The organism is Photobacterium pectinilyticum (genome assembly GCF_024357955.1).
GTDB classification, from domain to species: domain Bacteria; phylum Pseudomonadota; class Gammaproteobacteria; order Enterobacterales; family Vibrionaceae; genus Photobacterium; species Photobacterium pectinilyticum.
This window is the reverse complement of record NZ_JANEYT010000078.1, coordinates 1-23275: the sequence shown is the minus strand read 5'-3', so window position 1 is coordinate 23275 and position 23275 is coordinate 1. Positions and strand designations below refer to the sequence as shown.

20 protein-coding genes are annotated in these 23275 nt (G+C 48.7%); 8 read left to right on the top strand and 12 right to left on the bottom strand.

The window, feature by feature from the left end:
* Positions 1-261 precede the first annotated feature (261 nt).
* Complete coding sequence (locus tag NHN17_RS21460; RefSeq protein WP_255044681.1) at positions 262-1515, bottom strand: type II toxin-antitoxin system HipA family toxin; 1254 nt, start codon at positions 1513-1515, stop codon at positions 262-264.
* Positions 1515-1838, bottom strand: coding sequence for a helix-turn-helix domain-containing protein (locus NHN17_RS21455; RefSeq protein ID WP_255044680.1), 324 nt, complete (start codon positions 1836-1838; stop codon positions 1515-1517). Before NHN17_RS21455 ends, NHN17_RS21460 begins: the two co-directional genes overlap by 1 nt.
* Before the next feature lie 173 nt (positions 1839-2011).
* Here NHN17_RS21455 and NHN17_RS21450 point away from each other — a divergent pair, with 173 nt between their 5' ends.
* Positions 2012-2347, top strand: a complete 336-nt coding sequence (locus tag NHN17_RS21450) for a hypothetical protein (protein ID WP_255044679.1) — start codon at positions 2012-2014, stop codon at positions 2345-2347.
* A gap of 312 nt (positions 2348-2659) precedes the next feature.
* Here the strand turns inward: NHN17_RS21450 and NHN17_RS21445 are convergent, their stop codons facing one another.
* Positions 2660-3823: a threonine/serine exporter family protein gene (locus tag NHN17_RS21445; protein WP_255044678.1), complete on the bottom strand. Its 1164-nt coding sequence runs from the start codon at positions 3821-3823 to the stop codon at positions 2660-2662.
* 411 nt (positions 3824-4234) lie between these two features.
* Between NHN17_RS21445 and NHN17_RS21440 the strand changes: the two genes are divergently transcribed.
* The 4 genes from NHN17_RS21440 to yjjX all read left to right on the top strand — a co-directional run bounded on the left by NHN17_RS21440 (position 4235) and on the right by yjjX (position 7693).
* Complete coding sequence (locus tag NHN17_RS21440; protein ID WP_255044677.1) at positions 4235-4516, top strand: hypothetical protein; 282 nt, start codon at positions 4235-4237, stop codon at positions 4514-4516.
* Positions 4517-4748: 232 nt separating this feature from the next.
* Positions 4749-5855 carry a M20/M25/M40 family metallo-hydrolase gene (locus tag NHN17_RS21435; protein WP_255044676.1) on the top strand — a complete coding sequence of 369 codons (1107 nt, stop codon included), beginning with the start codon at positions 4749-4751 and terminating at the stop codon, positions 5853-5855.
* 521 nt (positions 5856-6376) lie between these two features.
* Complete coding sequence (locus NHN17_RS21430; protein ID WP_255044675.1) at positions 6377-7015, top strand: helix-turn-helix domain-containing protein; 639 nt, start codon at positions 6377-6379, stop codon at positions 7013-7015.
* Positions 7016-7171: 156 nt separating this feature from the next.
* On the top strand, positions 7172-7693 hold the full coding sequence (gene yjjX, locus NHN17_RS21425) for an inosine/xanthosine triphosphatase (RefSeq protein WP_255044674.1): 522 nt from the start codon (positions 7172-7174) through the stop codon (positions 7691-7693).
* Positions 7694-7829: 136 nt separating this feature from the next.
* Here the strand turns inward: yjjX and trpR are convergent, their stop codons facing one another.
* Entirely contained in the window at positions 7830-8147 is a 318-nt protein-coding gene (trpR, locus tag NHN17_RS21420; RefSeq protein WP_255044673.1) for a trp operon repressor, read from the bottom strand.
* A gap of 83 nt (positions 8148-8230) precedes the next feature.
* The gene (gene sltY / locus NHN17_RS21415) at positions 8231-10162 is read right to left on the bottom strand and encodes a murein transglycosylase (protein ID WP_309243491.1); all 1932 of its coding nucleotides are present in this window, start codon (positions 10160-10162) and stop codon (positions 8231-8233) included.
* 398 nt (positions 10163-10560) lie between these two features.
* On the opposite strand from sltY, the gene ettA reads away from it, so the two are divergent.
* Positions 10561-12228, top strand: coding sequence for an energy-dependent translational throttle protein EttA (gene ettA, locus NHN17_RS21410; RefSeq protein ID WP_255044672.1), 1668 nt, complete (start codon positions 10561-10563; stop codon positions 12226-12228).
* A gap of 75 nt (positions 12229-12303) precedes the next feature.
* Here the strand turns inward: ettA and radA are convergent, their stop codons facing one another.
* Positions 12304-13692, bottom strand: a complete 1389-nt coding sequence (gene radA, locus NHN17_RS21405) for a DNA repair protein RadA (RefSeq protein WP_255044671.1) — start codon at positions 13690-13692, stop codon at positions 12304-12306.
* Positions 13693-13825: 133 nt separating this feature from the next.
* On the opposite strand from radA, the gene NHN17_RS21400 reads away from it, so the two are divergent.
* Positions 13826-16183, top strand: a complete 2358-nt coding sequence (locus tag NHN17_RS21400; protein WP_255044670.1) for a PilZ domain-containing protein — start codon at positions 13826-13828, stop codon at positions 16181-16183.
* Positions 16184-16204: 21 nt separating this feature from the next.
* Here NHN17_RS21400 and serB read toward each other — a convergent pair whose 3' ends face one another.
* The gene (serB, locus tag NHN17_RS21395; RefSeq protein WP_255044669.1) at positions 16205-17170 is read right to left on the bottom strand and encodes a phosphoserine phosphatase; all 966 of its coding nucleotides are present in this window, start codon (positions 17168-17170) and stop codon (positions 16205-16207) included.
* Positions 17171-17323: 153 nt separating this feature from the next.
* Here serB and NHN17_RS21390 point away from each other — a divergent pair, with 153 nt between their 5' ends.
* Positions 17324-17938 carry a YtjB family periplasmic protein gene (locus NHN17_RS21390; RefSeq protein ID WP_255044668.1) on the top strand — a complete coding sequence of 205 codons (615 nt, stop codon included), beginning with the start codon at positions 17324-17326 and terminating at the stop codon, positions 17936-17938.
* Between the two features lie 93 nt (positions 17939-18031).
* Here the strand turns inward: NHN17_RS21390 and deoD are convergent, their stop codons facing one another.
* From deoD to NHN17_RS21365, 5 genes are all read right to left on the bottom strand, one after another.
* Entirely contained in the window at positions 18032-18757 is a 726-nt protein-coding gene (gene deoD / locus NHN17_RS21385; RefSeq protein ID WP_255044667.1) for a purine-nucleoside phosphorylase, read from the bottom strand.
* A 149-nt stretch (positions 18758-18906) separates the two neighbouring features.
* Positions 18907-20127, bottom strand: a complete 1221-nt coding sequence (locus NHN17_RS21380; protein WP_255044666.1) for a phosphopentomutase — start codon at positions 20125-20127, stop codon at positions 18907-18909.
* A gap of 10 nt (positions 20128-20137) precedes the next feature.
* Complete coding sequence (deoA, locus tag NHN17_RS21375) at positions 20138-21469, bottom strand: thymidine phosphorylase (RefSeq protein ID WP_255044665.1); 1332 nt, start codon at positions 21467-21469, stop codon at positions 20138-20140.
* 192 nt (positions 21470-21661) lie between these two features.
* Positions 21662-22435 (bottom strand): deoxyribose-phosphate aldolase, encoded by a 774-nt coding sequence (gene deoC / locus NHN17_RS21370; protein WP_255044664.1) that lies wholly within the window; start codon positions 22433-22435, stop codon positions 21662-21664.
* Between the two features lie 431 nt (positions 22436-22866).
* On the bottom strand, positions 22867-23037 hold the full coding sequence (locus NHN17_RS21365; protein ID WP_255044663.1) for a XapX domain-containing protein: 171 nt from the start codon (positions 23035-23037) through the stop codon (positions 22867-22869).
* Between the last annotated feature and the right edge of the window lie 238 nt (positions 23038-23275).

Genomic DNA, 23275 nt, shown 5'->3' with positions numbered 1-23275 from the left:
AATCCAGAGAACAAAGCAGCCTAAGGTGTTGTAAATATGTAAAAATGGTGACAACTTGATTGAAAAACAGCGGGAATGACTGTCCGGATAATGCCGGAATAGGTGTCCGGTTTGCTCCGGCGCATGCAGTCCAATGCGAAGCTGTAAATATCTGATGTAGATACACTCTCTTCAAACATGCTACTTAGATACTTTGCCGCATCTTCAATAGTGAAGAATTTTTTTAGTTTTAATAGCTTACTCATTGTTTCCCAATGTATTTTAGTTCACGAAATCTGCATTTAAAGAACGCCAATGCGACTTCAATGCAACTTTTTGTTCATTAACCATAGGAAGGTCTGCTAGCAACTGAGGCCACTGCTCTCGGGCTATGCTCATCACATCCAGTAAATGAGGCTTGATAGCAACCCACGGAGCCCCCACTTTGGCTGCCCACGTTTCGAAATGATCCATCGTAACTTCAAACCACTGCTTAGTACCTGCCATGTTCAGAGCAAGGCTGTCGTGCTCGATATATGGTGAGGTAAATACCACGTCATACAACGGGGATAAACGAGGAGATTGCTTATCCCCATAGATAAGCGTCCAGTTTTTCAAGTGGGCGTCACCATTGCCTAACAATATATTGATAAGCAGTCTTCTTGCCATTTGTTGAATATCCTTTAGTCGCTCTGCGCTTGTTCGATAAAGCACATTGCCAAGCTGCTCATAATTAACTTTTTGATACTTGTCAGATGGATAGAGGCCGAAAACTTGTGCAAAGTCCTCAGTGTGAATGCGGCCAGCACTGCTGCGATCAAAACGCTTGATACCATAGGCGTACTGTTCATCCGGTAATCTGATTCTTGGCAAGCCTTCCAGTTCACTGAGTTCGATCAATCGCACTTCAGGAATATCAGCTCCAGCAGCTTCAGCCAACTTCATGCAGGTATACTCATTTACAGGCACCCCTTTGTGAACAGTCGAAGGTGTTTTGATAATCCACATGTCTTCAGAAATTTCCTGATCGATGTGGTAACGGCCATCTAAATGAGACGACGAGAACTTCATCTGTACACCAGCCAATGAAAACTTGGTATCGGCATGCTTAACATCAATCTGTTGAGGCTCTGTCGACAACCGTTGCTCTAACGCCCAATCAGGTAAATCCCCTGCTTTTATTGGCCGGGCAATAATGGCTCCCGGCAAATTGGAGCCTAGATAAGCAAGGATTGAAAACTCATTGTTGGTGTGGCAACGAAGTGCTCGCGCTGTCAGTTCTCTTAACGCCCCCTCAGGCAACAGATTAGACAGGGCTGGGGGAATCTTATCGGTTCTAATTTGCGGCTTGTTCAAATAAGCAGGGTCAAGCAACTGCCTCAAAGTAAAAACAGGGCGCTGGTGCTCTGGTATGGCAGCAAAATCAGGATTGAAAGTCAGAATGTTTTTGCCACCAGCATAATGAGCAATTACCGCAACATCGATACCATGAAGTTGAATATTCAGACCTTCAACCTTCTCTATCTGCTTACTCATCATTTATCCTCAGAGCCAAACCAAAAACCAAGGTCATCTCCATCGTCTGGTAGTTGGTCACTCTTGGGTGCTTCGCCCTGACCTTGGATAGCACTATCTGAAAGAGCAGGATTCGCTTTGCTGCCTTTGGGCATGATCGATAGTTCCAAGTCAAGCCCTTCCAATACTCTAAGCAAGGTCGATAGCTTCACATCACTGCCCGCTTCAATGCGCTGATATTGTTGCTGCTTCATACCGATCCGCATGTACATGTCTCTTTGCTCGAGTCCGAGCTTTCTGCGCTGTTCAGTCAGCAGCACCGCTATTTCTTCTATACTTTTCATCTCACCACCAAACAACCATACAGTTGCAAGCCTAACCGTAAACAACACTTTAGTTGTAGAGCATAACAATAACAACATTTAAGTTGTTATTAACACACAAAACAACTTAAATGTTGTAAATGAACCCAAAATTGATATCATGATTTCTTTTGATTTTTAGGGGTACCTCAACTTTGGGAAGTGAACAAGAACTGTGGGCATTTAGTGGTCTTGCTGGTGCACTTGGTGGGCTATGCTCATATATGCTTTTTGCTTATCATGGCTTCGATAAGTTCATTACAAAAGATGATATTGATAAGTCGAAGGAACAGCGTAGAGGATACACACTAGTCTTACGTGTATTGTATGGGGCTTTTGTTGGCTGCTTGATCTCGTTCTATTTTATGGATGATATGCTAGCAGGTAATATTGGCTTTTATCGAGCGGTTTTCTGGGCGGGAGTAGCAGGGTTTTCCACAAACATTTTGACTATTCTATCTAACTCACTTAAAAAGCTAACCAAGGTGTAGTTAAGCCCTAAGCAAGAGACCAAGAACAATCGTTAAAGTCACTTTTCATAATGTCTTTATAAGTTTCGATAAAAATGACACTTTTTTGCTCAAAAGTAGAAGTAATGGTACCTAATGGGTACACCAGAAGGTACACACCCACCATTCAAACCGAGCAATATCATTTAAAAACAGCGCATTATAGAACAAGTTCAACTTACGCCAGCCCACCAAACGTTTGGAAAGGGCGGTAATCGAAAGATTACCGCCCTTTTTGTATTTAGCCGTTCAGGACTGCAACTTAAACAACTGTCGCAGAAAAAATAAATTGGTCTATCGATCTATCTTTGGCGAGTAAAGTGAATAGGCCGTGATCTGCCCTGCCACAATTGCTGAAAACATGAAGATGGCAGACAAGCCGATATTAGGAATAGGCAAGATAGATTGCTCGAATACTGATTGGCTCGCGCTAATCAACACTCGGCTGCCGGGAACCAGAATAATGATCCCCTGCACAATATAAATAGATCCGGTTAGATTAAGCAACTTGGCAATTTTAGTGCCATACAAGGTGATCAACACGGTTGTCACCCAAGTGCCCACTACCCAGTCGCCACCAAAGCCCAAGTACATCGGCCCCCACATCCCTAATACTGCAACCGGTAGCCCAAGCAAAATATCTTGTGGGCGGGCATTGAAGATCACCCCGATCGACGTTGAAATCAACATCAAGCCAAAGACATGCAGCCATAGGGGAATTTCATTGGTGTACGGGATAGTATCCACGGGGCCCCACCAAGCCTCACCAATGCTCAAACCAATCATCACCCCGATAAACAGCTTGAGTAGGGTTAGCATACTTTGCCCGAGCAAAGCGGTCCCAGAGACCAAATCATTGAATGCCAAACACTCCAATGAGTTAGCAATCGATAATCCGGGTACAAACAAGACTATCGAAGCAATACACAGCGCCCAAACAGGCACATTAATGCCAAGGCTCACGATGAAGGCAACAAACAAACCGGTTATCAATGCCGCTATAAACTCAACAGCAATTGCACGGCGGCCATGGCAAATCAACTGTACTAACCAAACCATCAACCCAAGCAAGGTGGCATACCCAACCGCTTCTAATGTACTACCTACCAACAGAAGATAAGCTGGGGGGATCCCCATATTGGCCAATGCTGCAACCCATTTAGGGTAGTGAAAGTCTTGCGCTGGTTTTTCTTTACGAGGTTGATTAATACGGTCAATGGTATTGGCCAGTAAGGCGAGATCAATAGAGGCGGGTTTGTAGCGCTTTAGAACGACGGTATCTCTCTTGCCAAGAAACTGATAGTTAATCGAGGTTGGCATGGCCTGCACCATGACATCCGCATCATATTTTTTTGCATAGTGCTGGGTATACTTTTCCACCTTGTAGGGTGGGCACCCACAGCGATGCAACGTATCCCCAATTTCTACAACTTTATTGATGATGTATTGTGAAGTCATAGTCAGATCAGAGTGAGTCAAAAACGCCTGTAAGGTAACAAATAAGTGCCACAGTTACGAGTGAGCGTAGTCTCAGAATGAGCATTGCATCTATGCTTTTTCACCCGTAATAAGTTTTAGCAATTTCATGCTACTAAAACTTTGAAATATATATGCAAATCATCACTCAAAAGCCGTGTAGCACGCTTACTATCACCACCTTTAAGATCCCTAATAGTCAGCAGCTTAACTCGAACATAAGTTATCACTAATAACATTGATGGACTGCCCTTATTCATGGAATGATGCTAGCCGCTCATTATTTGTAATCATTCATTTCTTACTAATAATCATTGAGCAATATCATAGTTATCCAATAATCAATTCCATACGCTTTATCTCCTATCACAATAAAGCCAATGGAGCCGGTCAATGAAATCCCCTGCAACAAAAATCAAGGCACTGACACCAATCAGGCCGCTGCTCTTTACTGCAATGACGGTTTTCATCGCCTCGTTCTATATTTCTCCACTACACGCGCAAGATCTGGATGAGATATTGGAGCAACATAATGTGGAGGTGATGAAAGAGGTAGCGACTATTCAGGCCCAAATGGATTTGCTCTACAACAAGGACGAGCTAAGTGAAGAAGAAACTGAGCAACTCTTTCTACTCGAAAACCTAATGGATGAGTTCTACGAGACATTGATGTAAACCACGACACTTTTTACCCTAGGCTTCAAATCATACGAGTAAGGACTTGGAGCCATCCCCTTAACGACTCCCCCACACCTCCCCAACCCCAACAGCACATTTCCCCAACACCCTAGAATAACACCCTTAACATTTTAGGTTTTATAGTGATTACACCCACGATATTGGTGAACAGATCAATGTTAGTTCAGCCAGTTCACGTAATATGGCTGCCATAACGGAGGTGCTTTAAATGGCAAATATCAATCAGGACCGTCTGGTCCAACACTTTATTGAACTGGTTAAAATCGACAGTGAGTCGTGCAACGAAAAAGCGATTGCCGAAACACTGGCCGAGCAGCTAGGTGAAATGGGCTTTGACGTACAAAAGCTTCCTGTTCCTGCTGAGATCTCCAACGGCTTCAACATCTACGCCAAACTAGAAGGCAAGCTGGAAGGCACAATCTTGCTAAGCTGCCACATGGATACCGTTACTCCAGGTAACGGCATCGAGCCAATTATCGAAGACGGTATCATCCGCTCGAAAGGCAACACGATTCTAGGCGGTGATGACAAATCAGGTATTGCAGCCATTATGGAAGCGGTGCGCTCGATCAAGGCTGACGGTGCAGAGCACCAGACTATCGAGTTGGCGTTCACTGTATATGAAGAAGGTGGCCTACACGGTTCGCAGAACTTCGACATGAGCAAGGTAGAGTCGTTAACCGGTATCGTATTCGATTCAGGCGGCCCTATCGGTACTATCATCACGACGGCACCAGGCCAGCAGAACCTGAAGGTGAACATCACCGGTAAGCCAGCCCACGCCGGCCTTGCTCCGGAAGAAGGGATCAATGCCCTGACGGTTGCTGCCGATGCAATCACCAACATGAAGCTATCTCGCATCGATGAAGAAACCACCGCAAACATCGGTGTGGTAAAAGGTGGCCAGGCGACGAACATCGTCATGCCTGAACTATTTATCGAAGCAGAAGCGCGATCACTGGATGACGACAAACTACAAGCGCAAGTCGACCACATGATCAGCACATTTGAAGCAGCGGCTGAAAAGCACGGGGCGGAAATCAACATTGCGTCTAAGCGCGCTTACAACGCTTACCGCATTGCCGATAATGACTCGCATGTTGAGCAGATCAAAGCGGCTTTCGAAGCCAACGGCATCGAGCCTATGACCAAGCCAACGGGCGGCGGCAGTGACGCAAACATCTTCAACAGCAAAGGCCTGAAGACGGTGAACCTGTCTACCGGTATGGCGAAGGTGCACACGACGGAAGAGTTCATCAAAATTGATGACATGGTAGAGATCACCAAGTTCTTGTATACCTACCTAACTCGCTAATTCCTTTTAAAGAGGAAGGTCCACCTTCCTCTTTATTCCCTAAAAGCATACATGTTTGACTCACCTCTCCTGGAGCGTTTTGGCGCTTTGTTGCTGTTTATCGTAAAAAACCAGCTAACATGAGAGAAATTCATAATTAAAACCAACACAACAAAAACATTTCATTAAGCTTAGGCACCCCATTATCCATAAACATATAAAACCCCATTAAAGCATTATTTTTCATGATCTTAAAAAAATAACAGCGAAATTTACAGCACCTTTATCTCTGTTCACCACCTCGCCATACACGCTACAAAAAGTGATCTTAGTCCAACAAAATTAACGTTTGGATCTTATTTCAATTTACGAAAATTGTTCCCTTTTTTGCCCATCTTGAAAAAAACTGATATGCCCATAACGAAACCAATCGCATTTTTTATACCTGCCAGATCCCGAATCGATTGTTATCAGTACAATCAATATGACATTTAAGAATGCGTTTTTGCATCAGACCATTTATCAGCAGGAAGCTAGTGAGTATGGAATATTTAGAACGAATTAAGCGATTAGCTAAAATCCAAGGGATCAGCCAAAAGCAATTGGGCGAAGCTCTTGATCTTCAGCAAGGGACAATGAGCCGTAAGCTGTCTGGTAAATACGGTATTGAAGTTCGCGAACTGGAGAAAATTGCCGAGGCACTGAGCACGTCAATCAGTTATTTGCTAACAGGCCAAGTGGATACTGGCACTCAAGCCACGACGACGATCAACAACAACGTTGATCAAGGTACCACCAGCACCTATATCCCAATCATCCACCGCAAAGACTTTATGTCTTTTCGCAGCGGCGCTTCGGTGGATGTGATCAGCAAGCGTGCCATCCCTCAGCACATGTTGCGTGAAGATTGTCTGGGCCTATTGGTAGATAATGAAAACATCTCACGGTGTGCACCTGTGGGTAGCTATGCACTTGCCACTAAAACCGCGGTTTACCAACCTAAGCAGCCGGTATTCGCCTCTGTTCGTGGTAGCGAACCTGATTTCTACCACATGACACAGCTTGCCGACGGTGTCGTATTCTCAACCTCGCAGCCTGATTTCCCTAACTTGTTTGTCAACAACGGGGAGTTCCAGATCCATGGTTTCATCATCCAGTCAGACTGGGCATACAACCGTTAATCACAGGTAACATAAGCCCTGTTGATTATGCCAATTTGGCGGCGTGACAACACGCCGCCAAATCATATACCAAGCTGAGTAATATTCAGCCCTATGAACAGACTAATATTCAGTTTGGTATTAGAATAGTAAGCACTCAGATAATGGATGTTTGCTATGCCTAAGATTATTGTCGCTTCAACCAATCCCGCCAAGATTTCAGCCGTTGAAAATGCCTTCAACCACACCTTTCCCGGCGAGCAGTTTACAATTGAGGGGATCAGCGTGAACAGCGGGGTCCGCGACCAGCCAATGTGCGCAGACGAAACCTTGCAGGGTGCAAGAAACCGCGTAAGCAATGCCCGTCAAGCGGCGCCGCAGGCAGACTATTACGTTGGCCTAGAAGCCGGTATCGATGGATCTTTTACCTTTGCCTGGATGGTGATCGAAAACGGTGAAACCCGCGGTGAAGCACGCTCGGCATCACTACCGCTTCCCCCACAGGCTCTGGACAAACTACACCAAGGCGAAGAGCTGGGTGATGTGATGGACGAAATGTTCAACCAGACCAACATCAAACAAAAAGGTGGTGCGATTGCGATGCTAACCAACCACCTACTCAGCCGTAGCTCGGTCTACCAGCAGGCGTTGATCTTGGCTCTTATCCCGTTTATTCACCCGGTATTATTTTCAAAATAAATTATACCAACCGACATAAATATTTTTGCTCAGCCTTGCAAGTTAAGATTGGTATTAATCGCTATATCGGTCAGCTTCCGAGAAAAAAAAGCCTCCTGAACTTCGCGTTCAGGAGGCTTTTTTCAATTGTATGCTATCAGTTGTGAGGGCTTTGCTCTTTAAGCAACGCGGATAACCACACCTTGATATCATCATCATGGTGTTTGAGCTCATTGGAGCCCCGGGTGATGGTTGCCACCCCGACCCCCAGCAGTTCACTGATCTTACGTTGGCTACGCTCGCCATTGAGCAGTTCATGTAGAATATTAACCCGGGAAAGTAACACCGACCGTTCATCGGGCGTGAGCAACAGCCTTAACAAAGTATCGTCTTTCTGCTCTGTTGTTGCCTGGCGCAAGATATCAACCACTTGTCGCCACTCGGTAAATTCCGGGGTTTCTTGGCTATTCGACATGTCATCCTCATTTGATGTACTCGTTCTCGAGTACTGATTCTATCCCTTTAACCACCGACAACCTAGCCTTTGTGTAAAAAAAGCTAATACTTGGTGTTGATCTCATTTTCGGTCAGCAATGGGACTGGGCTTTGGGTCAGGTCGCCATAATAGATTTCAAACATAAGTATATTCTGGACATAGCCCCGGGTTTCGTTGAACGGAATAGCCTCGATAAAGGCGTAGACATCCAATCTGCCATCCGTACCTTTGCGCCAGCGCGTCACACGACTCGGCCCTGCATTATAAGCGGCAAAGGCGAAAATACGGTTGTTGTCATATTGCTCGAGCATCATTTTCAAATAACCGCTGCCAAGGCGAATATTGACGCCAGGATCAAACAAGCTGCTTTTCCCTTCGTAGTTACGCCCCAGCTTCTTGGCCGTTTCTTTGGCCGTAGCTGGCATCAGTTGCATAAGCCCACGCGCACCGACAGGTGAAATGGCCTCGATGTTGAGTGCACTCTCCTGACGGGCCAATGCCATCATGGTGGTGACCGGTAATTCACGCTTCTTGCTAAAGAAATCAAACCACCATTTATGGGCAACCGGGAAGCGTAGTTCGATGTAGTCCCATAGCTGGCCGGAGATTGTCGCCTGTACCGCAAGATGGTGCCATTTATGGGTCGCCGCATAGGCAGCCAAGGCCACGATTTGGTCGTTGTCCATCCCCCTTAACAAATAATGCCACTCACGGTTGGCCGCCAGCAATTTGTCCACGGCGATAAGCTCTTTGACCCGTGCAAGGGCCTTTGCATATTCCTTGATATCAGCCTGACCATCACCCGCTGTTTTTACCGGGTAAGTGATTGGCTTGCCCAGTACCGTCGCTGCCGCGGCACTGTAGAAATCGCGCTGACCCAAGATCTGGGTGTACTTTTCCGAAGCGAGTTCTTTGTTGCCGTCACGCTCTGCCAAACGCGCCTGCCAGAAAGTCCAGCGAGTGCTCTGCTTGGCCTTATCAGGCAAGCGGTTCACCCACAGCTCGACCTCGTTCCATTTGTCTTCCCGCATAGCCTGACGAATACGGCGTTCAAGCAAACTGACATTGCTGGTTTTTGCCAATACTTTATCCCGCCACTTCTGCAGCGGTTCATCATCGGTTGCCATCAGTCGGCTGGCGGTATAATCAGCCAGTGACTGGCGCTTGGCTTCTTCTAAATGCTGGCCCTGCACCGTTTTGTCATACTGCTTCACCGCTTCTTTTATATCGCTGCGCACCAGCTTTTTGTAGGCCAACACGGTCAGGTTCTGATTGAGCGGCGTCACTTTACTGCGCTTGGAAAAAGCGGCGACACCTTGCGGTTTATCGTAAAGTTCGAGCACCGCCTTACCGGATTCCTTGCTCTTGGCACCTAGCTGCTTGTTGAGGTAATTGAGCCGGGCGCGGTTACCTTCGGCATACACCAACAGCATCCGTTCCAAAACAAGCGCATCGGTCCGCTTACCCGCCTTTTGCCAAGTGTTGAGCAACGGATCGCACGCATCATGGGTCGACTTACCGGTCAGCCACAATGTATTCGCCCCTTGCCAAGCCACATCCTTGTTACCAATTTTGCTTTGGGCGTAATAATAATGGCAGCGCAGTACTTGGCTGCGTGGCGGCAACGGCTGAACATCGACAAAATTCTGCCAACGCTCGGTGGCTGCAAGGTGGGTCAGATAGCGATCCTTGACCGTGGTGCTAAATGGCAAGGAGGCATATTGCTCAATGAATGCCTCCACCTCACTGGGTGATTTGTCATACAGGGTCTGAATAAACTCGCGGTAATCAAGATAAGGCGTAAGAGGGTAGTCATCCAACTTACCACGCAGTTTCTTGTACGCGGCCTCATCTTTTTCCTCAAGAGAAACTTGGGCCTGCTCATACCATACACGTTGCTGCTCCAGCGTCGATGCTCGCATCAAAGGCGACATCAACAAGCCAACAAACAGCACAAGACCTGAAAATACTCTGACGTTGTTATTGCTAGACACAGCACCCTTCCATTCGTTGCCCATATTGATTCAGGTCAAACAACCTGTGTGTTTTATTGCATATTAATTCCATCTCTACAAGCCTCTGCCACCAGCAAAAGCACTGCCGTGTCCAATAGGCAGCCCATTATTGAGCGTAATACCAATTTGCACTTTTTAATAATTGCATTATTCGCCTTTGCTACCGCGGGCCAAACACCATCCATGCAGCACAGCAGAAAATTAACATGACGATATTGCAAAGAGACAACGCAAGAAACTGTACGGGCAGCACAAAGGTGTGTACAGAGTGGTACCTTATCGCTCACTTGGGCCACTAATTATGAACATTGCTGTTAAACTTATGTCCAGAACAGGTAAAATACCCCCTTCATTTAGTTTAGAGATCGCAAACGGATATGGCTGAATACGTCTATACCATGTCGCGCGTGGGTAAAATCGTCCCACCTAAGCGTCAAATCCTAAAAGATATTTCATTGAGCTTCTTCCCTGGCGCCAAAATTGGTGTACTCGGTTTGAACGGCTCGGGTAAATCAACCCTACTGCGCATCATGGCAGGTATCGATACCGATATCGAAGGTGAAGCGCGTCCACAAACAGGCTTGAAGGTAGGCTACCTACCTCAGGAACCGGTACTGGACGAAGAGAAAACCGTACGTGAAATCGTTGAAGAGTCGGTGGCTGATGTTAAACATGCCCTTACTCGCCTAGACGCTGTCTACGCTGCTTACGCAGAACCTGATGCAGACTTCGATGTGCTGGCCAAAGAGCAAGGCGAACTTGAAGCGCTGATCGAAACCAAAGACGGCCACAACCTAGACATGCAGCTTGAGCGTGCCGCTGATGCCCTGCGCCTGCCAGAGTGGGATGCGAAAATCCAACACCTGTCAGGTGGTGAGCGCCGCCGTGTTGCTATCTGTCGCCTGCTACTCGACAAGCCAGACATGCTGCTACTCGATGAGCCAACGAACCACCTTGATGCTGAATCTGTGGCTTGGCTTGAGCACTTCCTGGTTGATTACAGTGGCACCGTTGTGGCGATTACCCACGACCGTTATTTCCTCGATAACGCTGCAGGCTGGATCTTGGAACTTGACCGTGGTGAAGGTATTCCATGGGAAGGTAACTACACCTCTTGGCTAGAGCAGAAAGATGCCCGTCTAAAGCAGGAATCATCCCAAGAGCAAGCTCGCCAGAAAACCATCGCCAAAGAGCTAGAGTGGGTTCGTCAGAACCCGAAAGGCCGTCAGGCGAAATCAAAAGCACGTATGGCGCGCTTTGAAGAGCTAAACACCAGCGATCACCAAAAGCGTAATGAAACCAACGAACTGTTCATTCCGCCAGGTGAGCGTTTGGGTGACAAAGTCATCGATGTAACGAACCTAACCAAATCATACGGTGATCGTGTTCTTATTGATGATCTGTCATTCAGCATGCCTAAGGGTGCGATTGTTGGCATCATTGGTGCGAATGGTGCAGGTAAATCAACCCTCTTCAAGATGTTGAGCGGTGCTGAGCAACCTGACTCTGGCACCATTGATATGGGGACGACTGTAAGCCTAGCCTCTGTTGATCAGTTCCGTGACAGCATGAACGACAACAACACCGTGTATCAGGAAATTTCTGAAGGCTCGGAAATCATCCGTATCAACAACTACGAAGTCCCTGCTCGTGCATACGTATCGCGCTTCAACTTCCGTGGTAGTGATCAACAAAAACGCATTGGTGATTTGTCGGGTGGTGAGCGTAACCGTGTTCACTTGGCGAAGCTTCTAAAAGCAGGCGGTAACGTACTGCTACTCGATGAACCAACCAATGACCTTGACGTCGAGACGCTTCGCGCACTAGAAGAAGCACTGCTTGAGTTCCCGGGCTGTGCCATGGTGATCTCGCACGACCGTTGGTTCCTTGACCGTATCGCTACCCACATTCTTGACTACCGTGACGAAGGTCAAGTTAACTTCTTCGAAGGTAACTACACCGAATACACGGATTGGCTGAAGAAAACACTGGGCGCACAAGCGGCTGAGCCACACCGTATCAAGTACAAGCGTATTGCTAAGTAACTCACTTACCGTCCGCTAGAGACCAAAAGGGCTGCATCATGCAGCCCTTTCTTTTACCTGTCATTTAGCACCAACCTACAATGCTACCCGCTCAAACGCCGTGAGGGCTTCCTGCAGATCTTCCACCGCGATAATTTCAATCCCCGGGATCTGACGGCTGGCATTGGCTTTAGGCACAATGGCTCGAGTAAAGCCCTGCTTGACCGCTTCGCGGATCCGCTCCACCCCGTTGGCTGCTGGCCGGATATCGGCATTCAGGCCAATCTCACCGAACACCAATACATCCTGCGGGATAGGGGCGTTTTTGAAACTAGAGAAAATAGACAATAACACCGCCAAATCCGCTGAGGTCTCTTCAATTTTGATCCCCCCGACACAGTTGACGAAGATATCCATATCAGACAGCATGACCCCGCCATGACGGGCGAGGACCGCTATCGACATTGCCAGACGGTTATTGTCGTAACCCACCGTCAGGCGACGGGGATTCTCGGTCACCGAGTTGTTGCACAGCGCCTGTATTTCCACCAGCAACGGACGAGTTCCCTCCCACAGCGTGGTACAGGCTGAGCCCGCATGGTTCTTGTCCGAACGGCTAAGGAAAATCGCCGACGGGTTCTTCACCTGTTTCATGCCCGTCTCGGTCATGGCAAAGAAACATGACTCAGAATCGGCACCGAAGCGGTTCTTGGACGTACGCAGTACCCGGAACTTCTCATCCGCCGTCGACGACAGGGCAAATAAACCATCAACAATATGGATCAGCTGCATCGGACCCGCGACGTTGGAATCTTTATTGATGTGACCGACAATCATAAACGTTACGCCTTCGGTCTTGGCAAACCGCGTCAACGCTGCCGCAGATTCCTTAACCTGACTCGGGCTCCCTGCTGCCGAATCATTGTGCGCAACCGTCATGGTCTGGATTGAGTCAATAATCACAAATTCAGTTTTCTGCGCCCGAATATGTTCGATAATCGCTTCCACCGACGTTTCGGCCACCACATTGATATTATCGAGATTCTGGGTTCCCAATCGCTTGGCCCGTTGCGAGATCTGATGGATCGATTCCTCACCCGACACATACAGCGACGATTTCGAGGCCGCTACCGAGCCGATACTCTGGAGTAGCAAAGTAGACTTGCCGGCCCCCGGATCACCACACAGTAGCAGTACAGAGCCCGGTACGATACCGCCACCAAACACCCGGTCCAGCTCGGAGATACCGGAGCTGTAACGAGGCAAATCTTTGGTTTCGACCTCTGACAATTTCTGTATCTTGGTCGTAGCGCCGGCATAGCTGCTTGTGCCAGATGCTGAACTCCCACCCAAGGCGGATCGTGTTTTGGGAACTGTGAACTCAGTGATCGTATTCCATGCCGCACACGCGCTACACTGACCCTGCCAGCGGGGAAAGTCTGCGCCACAATCACTACACACATAAGCCCGCTTGGTTTTTGCCATGATTCACCTTGATATATTTGGTTAAACACATCCCGAAGGGATGTAGAATAGAGGTACCTGCAGGTTGCAAAAAACTCAACGCTTCAGGAAATACGCCGATAATAAACGAATAATGAGATAATCAAAAATAACTATGGTGCTTGACGATTACAAAGGACTGATTGAAAGACTAATCCCTGTTTACGATAGCGAGGATTTTAACGACGTCTTCCAGATGCTGACCGAAGGCGAAGACGGCCCAACCCGGCTGCAGTTGAAAATGGAATTAAACCGCATCATGTCGCCTTGCCTGAAGGCCGTGGACCTACGCGGCCGCGTTCAGGGGGAGTGTCGCCCCTACCAACTCAACGGCCGCCAGCACTGGCTCGATGATGTGGCGATCAATACCTACCACAAGCGGATCAAAATCTTTGGTAACCAGTTCAGGGTCGGCCTGTACGAAGCGCTGATGAACACCCGCAACAACTTCCGAGTAATGCACCAGCAAGGAAAACTGCAGCCCAAACCGGTCGCCCAAGCGGCCTCGCAGTCAGACAACCCGCTTGTAGCACCGCTGCTTCGTTTTGGTCACTACCTGACCCGTGACGAGAACCGCTGGCAAATTGCCACCCAAGCCGTGCTGGAACTACCATTGAGCCAGACGGTCAATGGGATCAGTGCCGATCTATCTTATTCCGGTGCCAAGTTCAAAGTCCCTGCCGCGTTCAACTATAAGCTCGGTATGAACATAGTCGTGCGCTTTCCTGCTCTGGCCGAGAAGTTGAATGACCCACGCTTAGTCAAGGGTATGAGTTACCGGATCCTCGGAATTGACGAAAATCCGGATAACGACAGCTACAAGTGGCTTCGCCTGAAACTGTTAAGTGACAATACATTAATTAAATCGGTGATTGATCAGGGCCTGAACCAATCCCAAAACCGAACTCGGCACAACCACGATGACAAAGTCATCCAAATCCGTACCCGTGGTTACGAGCATTGTTTTCTCAAGCACAGTACCAGCCTACCGGTGTTTCTCTCCGATACCCAACTGACCTACTGCCTGCTGACCCAATACAATCGCCATATCTGGGCCCATTGGCACGATGAACGGAACCAACCTGTCCTCAACCACTTAATTTCACAAGAGCGCTTGGCCAGCCTAGGCAAAGCTGGCCTGAAACAGTCCAGCACACTGCTGTACAGTTTTATTCACGAGCATGATGGTAAAACCTTCTTCTATTCAGCAGCCCTGCCAGAGATGAATACCGAGCAGCGTCGCCTATTCTGGCATGTAGGAGCGCAACGTGATAGCTGGCGGGTAATGCGTCTGAGCTTGCAGCCTATCGACCAAGAGGATATCGATAGCCTCAAGCAAATTGCGCCTGATATGGTCGACAAGCTAAGCACCTTGACCCATGTCGGGGTGTTGCAAGATCTTACCAACCACAACGCCCAGCAAGATTACCGCCTGAGCGTCAAACCACAACTACCAAGCAAGGCCCTGCAAGTATTCCGCCATCCTCGCAACCCGGTATCAGCGGCCAAAGCGGTGTATTTTGATCCACGGCCACAACGAAGCGAAGACCGGTATTTGTTCGATACGCCTATCACCCTGTCCACCGCGGATAGCCAGACGGTCACAGGGCAGAGCATTGATTTTTCTACTCGTGGGCTGAATATCAAACTGGCGACTCCGTTAGCACTGCACCGTGATGAGCAGGTGGAGGTCTCATTCCCCGGCTTGCAAAAAAGCAATAAAAATAGTCCATTGAGTCACGTCCCCTACCGCGTCGTCAGGATCAGCCCTGACTACTGCAATATCCAGCTGACGACAGGATCCGGGCAACAAGCAGCACAAAGCGAGCATTTCCTGCGTAAGCTCATTCTGCACAACGAAAATAAACTGGAGATGACCGAGGAGAAATTGCCGCAAGGAGAGTTGTTGCTGGCCATGCACCAAATGCTACTGACCAAATTGAAGACGATTCCGTACTTTGCCGAAAAAGTTGACCACAAGATCAAATTAAAGGCGGTTGGCTGTAACTTCCCTCCTCCGCCGCCGATCAAACTGTTCAACCAACTCGCCGGCGGAAAAGGTTGCTCACTGGAGCCATTATTTCGCAACCGGGTAAAACAACTGCTGTCCGAAACCATGCGACCAATTGAGATCAACCAGCCCTTCATCCATGAGATCTATCTGGCGATTGAACAACAGCCGGGCCCCCCCCTGCGAATTGATGCCAAGCTGCTTGATGAATTCCGTACGATCGAAGAGCGGATCAACTATATCAATCACGCCAAAGCGGCCGGTAGTTTTATGGCACTCAGGATCACGGCCGCCCCGGTACTGAGCCCAATGACGGCTTTAATAGGTAAAGAGCTCGGCGAGCTTGCCCGACTGGTATTGCACCGGGCAAGATCACTGGAACAAGAGCTCAACTCGGTTATCGGCAGTGGCGAGATCCTAGATATCACCGATGAAGTGCTGATCAGGCTCGAAATAAGATAACCAACTCGCTTTCTTTGGTGCCTACCAGCCCAACTGCTGCGGCACCAAAGAGACTGACAGCAAACAGATCAAGCCACCGAGTTCGGCAAAACGAATTGCTACCGGGGCCTCATCCTCAACTTTCGGCTTGGCATGGTAGGCCACCCCAAGCCCAGCAGCATTGATCATCACCAAATCATTGGCACCATCGCCAACTGCCACGGTATTGTGCGGTAGAATGTCATGTTGTTCGGCCAAATTGCGCAATATCGTCGCTTTGGCTTGTGCGTCCACAACATCGCCCAGTACTTGACCCGTGAGTTTGCCATCGACAATTTCCAAGGTGTTAGACTGGGCATGAGCGAGATCCAGCTCCTGCTTGAGGTGATCGGAAAAGTAAGTAAAGCCGCCTGATGCAATCGCCGCCTTCCAGCCATAATGGTGCAGAGTTGCCACCAGCTCACGCAGCTCGGGCATAAACGGGAGCTGGCTTTTGACTTGCTCGAGAATGGCGGCATCGCTGCCCGCCAATGCCGCAACCCGCTGGCGCAGACTTTGTTCAAAATCCAGCTCACCCAACATCGTCCGCTCGGTCACTTCCGCCACCTGCTCACCGACGCCTGCCAATATGGCGATCTCATCAATGCACTCGATTTCAATTGCCGTCGAGTCCATATCCATCACCACCAAGCCGGGCTCGCGTAGATCTGGACATTGAGTAAGATCAGCAATATCAAGCTGCGCACGAGTCACGCATCGTTCCAGATGCAATGAATACGGGGTCGCCAACAACAAACAGTCGTATTGCCCCACTTTCCAAGCTGCCGTCAGCGTCAGCGGAGCACCATACGCAGCTTCTATCGCGTGAACCGCAACCGCATCTATCGAGCGACCGAAAATCAAGGTTGTCGAACGCTGTCGGTCACGATTGCTGGCCGACACCACTTCCGGAAATCGCTGTAGTAAAGAGGTGTGTTTCCTTATTTTGAGCACTTGCAAACCATCCATGTTAAAGTAAACGCCTAATTATCCAAGTAACCTCAAGATGCAGGATTCAATGCTGAATCGAGCATTTTGAAGTCGCTTGGTTAACCAACTTACCCTATTGCAAATTACCAGAGCAAGCTCAAAAATGAGATTGGTCTTGAATACACTGCCGATATGATGAAGAAAAAACTGACCCAATTCCAAAAAGTCTGGCGACTGTTCATCCTGTTAAGCTGCCTAGCGGCAGTGATCACCATGGTTGAATATGGTTCCAACCTGGCCAAGCAAAACTACCGTACCCTGAGCGATCAAACTCAGCAGCTCTCACGCTTAGTTGTCCGGCAGGCCGCCGATACGGCATCAACGGACGTGATTGAAAAAAACCAAGACCGGCTGCAACTGCTTGTCGAGCAACTGGCCAAAGAACCCTTGCTGCTCGATGCCAGCATCTATGATCTGGAAGGCATTACTCTGGCCAAAAGCCAAGATGCTTTGCCGCTGCCGCAAGTAACAGGGCTGTCGACCCCACTGGCCGTTGCCAGCTATGGCCGCCAGCAACTGATTGAGCCAATCATGAGCCAGCACCAAGTCGTAGGTTTTGTCCGTATCACGCTAGAGCATGACAAGCTTATCGCCGAAACCATGGCCGATATTGATGCTATCACCAATATTATCCGGACTCTGATCGCCAGTGCGATGGTCATCGGTTTCCTGCTGGCCATTACCTTCGGTAACCGAAAAGAAAATTGGCACTTCCCCGTCCTGCCCAACGAGGTTAAAAACGATTAAATGGCCAATAATACCAATCAGGATTAGGCAAAAAGACAGTGATAAAAAAAGGGCTTGCCAGTGGCAAGCCCTTTTTGTTGTTCTCGTACTGTTTTACGCTTCTTCAGCATCACCCAGTAGAACAGATTCCAATGCGATTTCCATCATGTCATTGAAGGTCAACTGACGCTCTTCAGAGGTTGTCGCTTCGCCGCGCAAGATGTGGTCAGAGACAGTACAGATAGTCAGTGCTTTTGCACCGAACTCAGCAGCCAGACCATAGATACCTGCCGCTTCCATTTCAACACCGACAATGCCGTATTTCTTCATCGTCTGGAAGAAGTCGAAATCTGGGTTGTAGAACAAGTCCGCAGAGAAAATGTTACCCACCTTAACGTCTACGCCTTTAGCTTTTGCCGCGTCAACCGCGTTCTGTACCATGCCGAAATCAGCCAGTGCTGCGAAGTCGTGGTCACCAAAACGGATACGGTTAACTTTAGAGTCCGTTGACGCACCCATACCGATCACAACATCACGCAGGTTCACGTCATCACGTACTGCACCACAGCTACCCACACGGATAATTTTCTTCACGCCGTAGTCTTTGATCAGCTCAGTCGCGTAGATAGAACATGAAGGGATACCCATACCGTGACCCATTACAGAGATCTTACGACCTTTGTAAGTACCTGTGTAACCGAACATGTTACGTACGTTACACACTTCTTTTGCATCGTCTAGGAACGTTTCTGCAATGTACTTAGCACGTAGCGGATCGCCCGGCATCAGTACTACATCTGCAAAGTCACCCATTTCAGCATTAATGTGAGGAGTAGCCATCGTTATTTCCTTTCTGTCATCTGTTGGTTTTTTGCATAACCAACTCAATGTAATCTTGTCTTGTAAACACTGTTTCGATCTAGGACAAATATAGACCGAAACAGTAAAAAAAATCGTCTTTTTGGGCAGGCTTTACCTGCCTTAGCTTGCTACAAGAATGATTTACCGTATTCCATATCAGACGTACCGAAGTACTCCGCCAAGCTTTGGCCAATATCGGCAAAAGTCTCGCGGCGACCCAGTGAGCCTGCTGCGATTTTAGGACCAGAAACCAATACCGGGATATGCTCGCGAGTATGGTCGGTACCAGGCCAGGTTGGATCACAACCGTGGTCGGCCGTCAGGATCAAGACATCGTCTTCCTGAAGCAGTTCAATGATTTCAGGCAAGCGCTTGTCGAAGTACTCAAGTGCTGCAGCGTAACCGGCAACATCACGGCGGTGACCGTAGGCCGAATCAAAATCAACAAAGTTGGTAAATACGATGGTGTTGTCACCCGCTTGTTTGATTTGCTCTAGCGTCGCTTCAAACAGTGCAGGGATACCTGTTGCTTTCACTTTTTGAGTGATGCCACAGCCAGCGTAGATATCAGAGATCTTACCGATAGAGATCACATCACCGTTTTTCTCATCGACTAGCTTCTGCAGCACAGTCGCTGCAGGTGGCTCAACCGACAGATCACGGCGGTTACCGGTACGCTCAAACTGACCTTTACCTGGGCCAATGAACGGACGAGCGATCACACGGCCGATGTTGTAGTCAGCCAACTCTTCACGCACGATTTGGCAAAGTTCTAGCAAACGATCTAGACCGTAGGTTTCTTCATGACAAGCGATCTGGAATACCGAATCCGCCGAGGTGTAGAAAATCGGCATACCGGTTTTCATGTGCTCTTCACCCAAGTCATCCAGTACCTGAGTACCTGATGCATGGCAGTTACCCAAGTAACCCGACAAGCCAGCGCGTGCAAGGATGCGATCGGTCAACTCTTTCGGGAAGCTGTTTTCTTTGTCGGTAAAGTAGCCCCAGTCAAACAGAACAGGGACACCGGCAATTTCCCAGTGACCAGATGGGGTATCTTTACCTGAAGACAACTCGGCAGCATGAGCATACGCACCGGTAATTTCGGCGTCGGGATCCAGGCCTTCAGGGAAGTAACCTGAAGACTCTTCACATGCCTTACCTAACCCAAGCTTGTTTAGGTTTGGCAGGTCAAGCTTACCGCTGCGCTGGCCGTTATCCGCTTCGCCGCGGGCACAGACTTTGGCAATATGGCCCATGGTGTTGGCACCTACATCACCGAACTTAACGGCATCTTCAGTTGCGCCAATCCCAAATGAATCTAGAACAAGAATAATAGAACGTTTCATGATGACTCCATTACACATCTTCAGGGCGGACACGACGGTAAACAACTGGTGTCGGCTCTGGTTTCTGATCAGAAATAGTAATCGCGGCACGTACCGCTTTGGCGGCTTCTTCCCACTGCGCTTCGCTACGAGCGTGGATCACTGCCAGCGGCTTCTCGGCATTGGCTTCATCACCCAAACAGATCATATCACTCAGGCCCACAGCGTAGTCGATAGTATCAGCAGCAACACGACGTCCACCGCCCATCCCCACTACCGCCATACCCAGTGCACGGGTATCCATAGCAAAGGCATAACCTGCGGTTTCTGCGTATACCGGTTTCACCAACTCGGCTTTTTCCAAGTAGTTGTCGTAATGGGTCATGAAGTCAACCGGGCCACCTAGCCCAGCAACCATTTTACCAAAACACGCAGCCGCTTTACCGTTATCCAGAACCGCCTGAAGCTTCTCGCGTGCCTGCTCGATATCTGTTGCTAAACCACTGTTTACCAACATTTCAGCACACAATGCCATGGTGACTTCAAATAAGCGAGGGTTACGGTACTCACCGGTTAGGAATTGCACGGCTTCACGAACTTCGAGTGCATTACCAGCAGTCGACGCCAGCACCTGATTCATGTCTGTCAGCAGTGCCGTGGTTTTGGTACCCGCACCATTGGCGACCGCGACGATAGATTTTGCCAGCTCTTCAGACGCTTCATAAGTTGGCATGAAGGCACCAGAGCCGACTTTCACGTCCATGACTAGCGAACCAAGGCCTGCAGCAAGCTTCTTCGACAAAATAGAAGCTGTGATCAGAGAAATATTGTCGACTGTTGCCGTTACATCACGGGTAGCGTAGACACGCTTATCAGCCGGTGCAAGATCGCCAGTTTGGCCGATAATTGCCACGCCAGCCTCTTTGGTCACTTGACCGAATACGTCGTTGCTCGGGGTAATGTTGTAGCCGGGAATAGATTCCAGCTTGTCCAGTGTACCACCTGTGTGGCCCAAGCCACGGCCAGAAATCATCGGTACATAACCACCACATGCTGCCACCATAGGGCCAAGCATTAATGAGGTCACATCACCAACGCCACCCGTCGAGTGCTTGTCGACAATCGGGCCATCGAAGTTCATGTGGCTCCAGTCGATAACCATGCCTGAGTCACGCATCGCACAAGTCAGTGCCACACGCTCGTCCATGGTCATGTCGTTGAAATAAATCGCCATGGCGAATGCTGCAATTTGGCCTTCTGATACGGTATCTTTGGCAATACCCTGAATGAAGAAGTTAATTTCGTCAGCAGTTAGTTCAATGTTGTCACGTTTTTTACGGATAATTTCTTGTGGTAAATACATGGTATTCCCCAATCATGTTTTTTATGTAGGGTCTATGACGTTTTACTTTATAAACAATGATTCTCAGGTATAGGCAGGCCGCCCTTATTCCGATCACAGAACAAAGTAAAAACCAAACAGTAAAACATCACGGATAAGTCGGTCAGGAGACCGAATAGTAAGGTGGCAAAAATGCCACCTTACTGGAATAGATTAGTAGCCGCCTTCAGCTGCTTTTTCGCCTTCGCCAAGCGTGTTCAGAAGGTTAGCCAATAGGCTTGAAGCACCAAAACGGTAGTGCATGTTGTCAGCCCACTCAGCACCAAGGATACGATCAGCCATCGCTAGGTATTGCTGTGCGTCTTCTGCTGTGCGAACACCACCGGCAGGTTTGAAACCGACGGTTTTCGCTACGCCCATATCTTTGATCACGTTAAGCATGATTTCAGCGTATTCCGGGGTGGCGTTCACAGGTACTTTACCGGTGGACGTCTTGATGAAGTCAGCACCGGCTTTGATTGAAAGTTCAGACGCTTTCTTGATTAGCTCTTCTGTTTTCAGCTCACCGGTTTCGATGATCACTTTCAGCATGATGTCGCCACACGCAGCTTTACACTGCTTAACCAGCTCAAAACCAACGTCTTCGTTGCCAGCCATCAGTGCGCGGTATGGGAATACTACGTCTACTTCATCAGCACCGTAAGCCACAGCCGCTTTGGTTTCTGCAACTGCGATGTCGATATCGTCGTTACCGTGCGGGAAGTTAGTAACTGTTGCAATACGTACTTCAGGTGTACCCTGCTCACGAAGCTGCTTCTTAGCAACTGGGATAAAACGTGGGTAAATACATACGGCCGCTGTGTTGCCTACCGGACTCTTTGCGTTCTTACACAACTCGATCACTTTTGCATCGGTGTCGTCGTCGTTCAGAGTGGTAAGATCCATTAGTTTAAGTGCACGTAGTGCAGCCGCTTTCAATTCGCTCATGACTATCTCCAGTCCAATTAGTTTCTACCAAGCTATTTCCTGCCAAGCAATGATCTTGCCTAGCAATAGATGCGCCTGACGGTATTCATTGCGCCACCGCTAAACGGTTCGCAGCGCGAACAGTATCCCGACAACCAGCCATCAGTCGACGGGGTTACGGACTTGACTCCTTGAAGACTCAGGTAAACAATGCACTCGCATTTCCCTGATTGATATCCTTTTCACCGCGTGGGAAGTGACAATAAACACTTCCCAGCAAATACGCTACCCCGGCCTTGCCTAGCGATAGGTAACACCATGAAGGTATTGACCAGAGTAGCGAAAATCAGTTTGTGATGGTGCTGCCCTATAATACCAAGCAGACCTTGTTGCCACCACGAAATATACGTTTCCCAGCGTGGACAATGTGTTTACCCAACGAACAGATTTCGTCAGGTAAAGAATCGTTCGACTATCCACTGGTAGGCAACCCCGCCACCATAGACACCCACAATTCCCATTACCCCCGAGAGCACCGGCGGAGCCGGTATCGGCAGTTTAATCGCAGAAAACAATATGCCAACAATAAACCCGGCTACCAGCGCTAGCAGTACTTCACTCATAATCAATTTCTCTGTCTGTTACAGCACAAAGGAAAGTGTAGTCTGCCCCGCTATGAAATTAATGGTAGCAAAGAGGTTTGCTAGAAACCGGAGCGCAATCGATTTTATGGCATCAAATAGAAATGACGGGGGAGATGTTTACTGTATGTGTTGAAAGGTTCTGGGCGATGGGCGATGGGCGATGGGCGATGGGCGATGGGCGATGGGCGATGGGCGATGGGCGATGGGCGATGGGCGA

Excerpts from the sequence above, each read along its gene's own strand:
- NHN17_RS21445 (WP_255044678.1), bottom strand. The coding sequence starts at position 3,823 with ATGACTTCACAATACATCATCAATAAAGTTGTAGAAATTGGGGATACG.
- trpR (WP_255044673.1), bottom strand. The coding sequence starts at position 8,147 with ATGTCGAATAGCCAAGAAACCCCGGAATTTACCGAGTGGCGACAAGTG.
- radA (WP_255044671.1), bottom strand. The coding sequence starts at position 13,692 with ATGGCAAAAACCAAGCGGGCTTATGTGTGTAGTGATTGTGGCGCAGAC.
- deoC (WP_255044664.1), bottom strand. The coding sequence starts at position 22,435 with ATGAGCGAATTGAAAGCGGCTGCACTACGTGCACTTAAACTAATGGAT.
- NHN17_RS21440 (WP_255044677.1), top strand. The coding sequence starts at position 4,235 with ATGAAATCCCCTGCAACAAAAATCAAGGCACTGACACCAATCAGGCCG.
- NHN17_RS21460 (WP_255044681.1), bottom strand. The coding sequence starts at position 1,515 with ATGAGTAAGCAGATAGAGAAGGTTGAAGGTCTGAATATTCAACTTCAT.
- NHN17_RS21365 (WP_255044663.1), bottom strand. The coding sequence starts at position 23,037 with ATGAGTGAAGTACTGCTAGCGCTGGTAGCCGGGTTTATTGTTGGCATA.
- NHN17_RS21400 (WP_255044670.1), top strand. The coding sequence starts at position 13,826 with ATGGTGCTTGACGATTACAAAGGACTGATTGAAAGACTAATCCCTGTT.
- NHN17_RS21455 (WP_255044680.1), bottom strand. The coding sequence starts at position 1,838 with ATGAAAAGTATAGAAGAAATAGCGGTGCTGCTGACTGAACAGCGCAGA.
- NHN17_RS21430 (WP_255044675.1), top strand. The coding sequence starts at position 6,377 with ATGGAATATTTAGAACGAATTAAGCGATTAGCTAAAATCCAAGGGATC.
- yjjX (WP_255044674.1), top strand. The coding sequence starts at position 7,172 with ATGCCTAAGATTATTGTCGCTTCAACCAATCCCGCCAAGATTTCAGCC.
- deoD (WP_255044667.1), bottom strand. The coding sequence starts at position 18,757 with ATGGCTACTCCTCACATTAATGCTGAAATGGGTGACTTTGCAGATGTA.
- NHN17_RS21380 (WP_255044666.1), bottom strand. The coding sequence starts at position 20,127 with ATGAAACGTTCTATTATTCTTGTTCTAGATTCATTTGGGATTGGCGCA.
- deoA (WP_255044665.1), bottom strand. The coding sequence starts at position 21,469 with ATGTATTTACCACAAGAAATTATCCGTAAAAAACGTGACAACATTGAA.
- serB (WP_255044669.1), bottom strand. The coding sequence starts at position 17,170 with ATGGATGGTTTGCAAGTGCTCAAAATAAGGAAACACACCTCTTTACTA.
- NHN17_RS21390 (WP_255044668.1), top strand. The coding sequence starts at position 17,324 with ATGATGAAGAAAAAACTGACCCAATTCCAAAAAGTCTGGCGACTGTTC.
- ettA (WP_255044672.1), top strand. The coding sequence starts at position 10,561 with ATGGCTGAATACGTCTATACCATGTCGCGCGTGGGTAAAATCGTCCCA.
- NHN17_RS21435 (WP_255044676.1), top strand. The coding sequence starts at position 4,749 with ATGGCAAATATCAATCAGGACCGTCTGGTCCAACACTTTATTGAACTG.